Annotated in this window: 2 protein-coding genes; both read right to left on the bottom strand. The window is 69.2% G+C overall.

All coding sequences use genetic code 11. The annotated features are described in order from the left end of the window. Nucleotides 1-28: 28 nt before the first annotated feature. Complete coding sequence (locus AB0J68_RS26465; RefSeq protein ID WP_363940942.1) at nt 29-2,143, bottom strand: ThuA domain-containing protein; 2,115 nt, start codon at nt 2,141-2,143, stop codon at nt 29-31. 62 nt (nt 2,144-2,205) lie between these two features. Continuing rightward, nucleotides 2,206-5,061, bottom strand: a complete 2,856-nt coding sequence (locus AB0J68_RS26460) for a PQQ-dependent sugar dehydrogenase (protein WP_363940940.1) — start codon at nt 5,059-5,061, stop codon at nt 2,206-2,208. Nucleotides 5,062-5,292 lie beyond the last annotated feature (231 nt).

The raw sequence follows: 5,292 nt of genomic DNA, 5'->3' as shown, positions 1-5,292 counted from the left end.
GCCCGGTGGGCTCGGCGCGTTCGGCAGGTCAGGGCAGGGTCCACTTCTGGTTGGCCGCGCCGTTGCAGGTCCAGAGGTGGACGATGGTGCTGTCCGCCGAGTTGTTGCCGGAGACGTCCAGGCACTTGGCCGAGGACGTGTTGCGCAGGCTGCCGTCGGACTGGGCCGCCCAGTTCTGCGCGCCGGTGCCGTTGCAGGTCCAGAGCTGGATCTTGGTGCCGTCGGCGGTGCCGCTGCCGGACACGTCGAGGCACTTGCCGAGCGCCTTGATCGTCGAGTTCGGCGTCACGGTCCAGGTCTGCGCCGTACTGCCGTTGCAGGTGTAGATCTGGATCTGGGTGCCGTCGGCAGTGGCGCCGCTGCGCACGTCCAGGCACTTGCCGGCGAGGCCCTTGACCGGGCCGACCCCGGTGCTGCCGCCGGTCCCCTTGACCAGGGTGAAGTCGTCCACGTCGAAGAGCCCCGTGCCGCTGCCGCCAAACGTGAGGTAGAGGTTCTGGGTGCCGGACGGGACGTTGGACAGCGTCGTGGTGACGTTGGCGAACGTCGTCCAACTGCCGGTGTTGGGCACCGTGACCGTGCCGAGCACCGGACCGGTGGCCGAGCCGGTGCGGACCTGGATGGTGCCGCCCGCGCCGCCGGAGACGACCCGGGAGGTGAACGAGGTGACGCCGGTCAGGTCCACGCCGTTGTACGCGGCCCAGTCACCCGGGTCGATGTAGCCGACGGTCTGACCACCGTTGGCGCCCGCCTTGGTGAACGCGGAGACCCCGTTGGCCGAGCTGAACGACTCGGCCTGGATGGTGGTGTTCCCGCTCGGGGGAGGCGTGGTGCCCAGCTCCTTGATCCGGATGTTGCGGAACGAGGCGTCGTCACCGGTGCCGTGGTTCTGGATGCCGATGTGGCCGGCCAGCGACCGTACCGGATTGGTGTTGGTGAAGTCGTTGATCTTCACCCCGTTGAGGAAGATCTGCAGCCGCTCGCCCTCGACCAGCAGCTCGTAGGTGTTCCACTCCCCCGGCGCGTTGAGCGCCGCGTCGCGGGCCGCGAGGTCTGCTGACTTGAAGGTGTAGACCGAGCCGGTGGTGCGGTCGGCCGCGTCGGTGGCGTCGATCTGGATCTCGTAGCCGTTGTCCACCGCCGACCACGGGTCGCTCGACGGCGGGAAGCCGATGAACACGCCCGAGTTGTCGTCGCCGGCCAGCTTCCAGTCCAGCTTCAGCGAGTAGTTGGTGAACTGCTTGGCGCTGTACCAGTACAGGCCCATGCCGCCCACCGAGGTGAGGGTCGCGTCGGAGTTGGTGAAGTTGCCCGGACCGGCCTGCGACCAGCCGGTCGTGGAGCCGTTGTAGAGCGGGGTGTAGCCGGTCTCGGGCCGGCAGTCGGCCTTGCTCCGGCCGGCCGCGTACCGGATGCCGCCGAGCAGGTGGGCCCGGAACGCCGGCTCGGCGTACGACGCCTGGGTGTGCCCGCCGCCGGTGTAGAAGGACCGGCCGCCGCTGTAGCTCTTGCACCAGGAGTGCGGGTGGTCGGCGCCCATGCCGCCCCCGGAGTACGACGATTCGTCGAGCGTGGCCAGCACGTGTGCGGTGGACCGGGCGTTGGTGCGGTAGTTGTACCACTCGTCGGTGCGGGTCCAGGTCTGCGGCAGGTGCCCGGTGGCCGCGTTCCCCCGGTCCTCCACCTTGACGTTGGCCTGCTGGATGGCCGGGTGCGAGGCGAACCACGCGCCGACCAGGTTGCCGTAGAACGGCCAGTCGTACTCGGTGTCGGCGGCGGCGTGCACACCCACGTACCCGCGGCCGGACCCGATGTACGACTCGAAGGCGGTCTGCTGGGTGGCGTTGAGCACGTCGCCGGTGGTGTTGAGGAAGACGACCGCCTCGTACTGGGCGAGGTTGGCGGTGGTGAACGCGGCGGCGTCCTCGGTGGCGGTCACGGTGAAGTTGTTCGCGGCGCCCAGGTCACGGATGGTCTGGATGCCGACCGGGATCGCGTCGTGGCGGAAGCCGGCGGTCTTGGAGAACACCAGCACGTCGTACGGGGCGTCGGCGGCGCTGGCCGGGGTGGCCGGGGTGGTGCAGGCGATGACGGCGAGGACGGCGGTGGTCGCGCCGAGGACGGTTCGCAGGAGTCTGCGCATGGTCGCTCTCCTTCGGGACGGTGGGGAGGGGCTCCCGTGCGGTGGGAGCCCCTCCGCTCAGCTCAGGGCAGGGTCCACTTTTGGTTCGCGGCGGCGGTGCAGGTCCAGAGGTTCACCACGGTGCTGTCCGCGGAGTTGCTTCCGGAGACGTCCAGGCACTTCCCGGACGCCACGTTGCGGAGCGTGCCGTCGGCCTGCCCGGCCCAGTTCTGCGCCCCGGTGCCGTTGCAGGTGTAGAGCTGGATCTTGGTGCCGTCGGCGGTGCCGGCACCGGAGACGTCCAGGCACTTGCCCAACGACTTGATTGTGGAGTTCGGCGTGACCGCCCAGGTCTGGGCCGCACTGGCGTTACAGGTATAGATCTGGATCTGCGTGCCGTCGGCGGTGGCGGCGTTGCGCACGTCCAGGCACTTGCCGCCCAGACCCTTGATCGGACCGGTCCCGCCGGTGGGGGCCGAGCCGGTGGTGAAGGTGAACGCGTCCAGGTCGTAGAGCGCGCCGGTGCCCGTACCCGCGAAGGTCAGGTAGAGCGTGGTGGTGCCGGTCGGCGGGTTGGTGATCGCCCCCGTGACAGTGGTGAAGGTTTCCCAGCCGCCGGTCACCGGGACGGTCGCGGAGCCGAGCACCGTGCCGGTGGCCGAGCCGGCCCGCACCTGGAGGGTGCCGCCGGCGCCCGCCGAGGAGACCCGGGCGGTGAACGAGGTGACGTTGCCGAGCCGGTACGGCTGGAACGCGATCCAGTCGCCGTTGTTGATGTCGCCGACGGTCTTGCCGCCCTCGGCCGGGGTCTTGCTGAACACGTTGATCCCGGACGAGCTGCCGAAGAACTCGGCCTGGCGGTGGCGCGGCGGCAGCGTGTGCTGGGTGTGCGTGGTCAGCCCACCGGCGTCGGTGTACTCGGCGTCGAAGATGGCGAAGATGTTCGCCGCGTCGTCGTGCTCACCGTCGACCGGGATGGTGATCGAGCCGGAGCAGCCGGTCTTCGAGGTGATCTGGTGCCCGTGCTGGTCGTGCCCGAGCACGTAGGTCATCTTGACCTTCGTGCAGTCGATCGTGCCGTCCTCCGGGTCGGTCACCGTGATGCTGTACGGCACGGTGTCACCGAAGCTGAACAACTGCCCGTTGCCGGGGTTGTTGATGGTCACCGTGGGCGCGGTGTTGCCGACGCTGATCTGCACGCTGGCGCTGCCGGTGGCGCCCTGCGGGTCCCGTACGGTCAACGTGGCGGTGTAGGTGCCGTTCGTGCTGTACGTCTTCGTCGGGTTCGCCGTCGTGGAGGTGGTGCCGTCGCCGAAGTTCCACGAGTAGGTCAACGCCCCGCCCTCGGGGTCGGACGAGCCGGCCGAGGAGAACACCACGGTCAGCGGGGCCGCGCCGGAGGTCTTGTTCGCGCTCGCCGCGGCGCTGGGCGCCCGGTTGCCGCCGCCGACGTAGTCGAAGCGGTAGAGCGCCGAGTTGGCGTCACCGTTGAAGTAGCCGGTGCCGTAGTCGAGCACGTAGTACGAGCCGTCCGGGCCGAAGGCCGAGTCCATCACCTGCTTGCCGACCCAGGGAAAGGCGTCGATGGTGCCCCGGGAGCCGTCGGAGTTGACGTGGATGGGCTTGATCCAGCCCCGGCCGAACTCGGTGGCGAAGAACTGGCCGTCGAACGACTGCGGGAACTTCGTGGTGGAGGTCGACGAGGCGTTGTAGCGGTAGACCGGGCCGGCCATCGGCGACTCGGAGCCGCCGCCGAACTCGGTCGGGGTGCCGGCGTCGCCGGCGTACCGGATCCAGGCCGGCTGGGCCGGCGGCAGGGTGGTCAGGCCGGTGTTGCGGAACGAGTTGTTGGTCGGCCCGCCGGCGCAGTTGTACTTCGCTCCGCTGGCGTTGGTGGCGAAGTCCCACTCGTTGTACGTCTCGGTGGTGGTGTTCGTGCCGGTGCAGTACGGCCAGCCGAAGTTGCCCGGCGCGGCGACCCGGTTGAACTCGACCTGGCCCGACGGCCCGCGGGTGGAGCTGGTGCTGCCGGCGTCCGGCCCGTAGTCACCGACGTAGACGACGCCGGTGGCCTTGTCCACGCTGATCCGGAACGGGTTGCGGAACCCCATCGCGTAGATCTCCGGCCGGGTCTTGGCCGTGCCGGGGGCGAACAGGTTGCCCGACGGGATGGAGTACGTGCCGTTGGCGTTCACCTTGATCCGCAGGACCTTGCCCCGCAGGTCGTTGGTGTTGCCGGCGCTGCGCTGCGCGTCGTACCCCGGGTTGCGGTTGGTCCGCTCGTCGATGGGCGAGTAGCCGGCGGAGTCGAACGGGTTGGTGTCGTCGCCGGTGGACAGGTAGAGGTTGCCGGCGGCGTCGAAGTCGATGTCCCCGCCGACGTGGCAGCACAGACCGCGGTCGGCCGGTACGTCGAGGACGTCGACCTTGCTGGCCTGGTTGATCGTGAAGTCGCTGTTGAGGGTGAACCGGGAGAGGCGGTTCACTCCCTGCCAGGCCGAGAAGTCGGTGCCGGTCGCGGGCGCGTCGCCGGCGGGGGTGGACAGCGGCGGCGCGTAGTAGAGGAAGATCTGCCGGTTGCTGGCGAAGTTCGGGTCGACGCCGACGCCCTGCAACCCCTCTTCGTCGTGGTTGTAGACCGACAGGGTGCCGATCACCGACGTGGTGCCGTTCGCGTCGGTGCGGCGCAGCGTGCCGTTGCGGGCGGTGTGCAGGACCGAACGGTCCGGCAGCACGGCCAACGACATCGGCTCACCCATGTCGGACACGCCCCGGGCGAGTTCGACCTGCTGGAAGTCGGTGGCGTTGATCGTGTGCGCCTGGGCCGGTGTCGGGCTGGCCGCGAGCGTGACCGTGCCGGCCGCGGCCACGAGGAGCAGGGCCGATCCGGTGGAGAGCCATCGTCGGGATCGACGAGGGGGTGCGTCCTTGTTGGACATCTGTGCTGTCCCTTCCTGACGAATGAAGCCAGGCCGGGCGCGCGCCGTCGCGCCGGATGCCGTAGCGGTGGTGGGGTCGATGGGTTACCGCGCCGCCGGTTCACCTCGACGAAACAATGTCGTGTTGGCCCCGACACTAAGTCGCGCATGTCGATGTGTCCATACCTTCCGACGATCCAGCATCAACTTTCGTCGATTTGATTGAAAGTTGCCGGGTTGGGACCCCAGAAG

The organism is Micromonospora sp. NPDC049580, assembly GCF_040675595.1.
GTDB lineage: Bacteria > Actinomycetota > Actinomycetes > Mycobacteriales > Micromonosporaceae > Micromonospora.
Note: the sequence above shows the minus strand (reverse complement) of the source record. Positions and strands in the feature narration are given on the sequence as shown.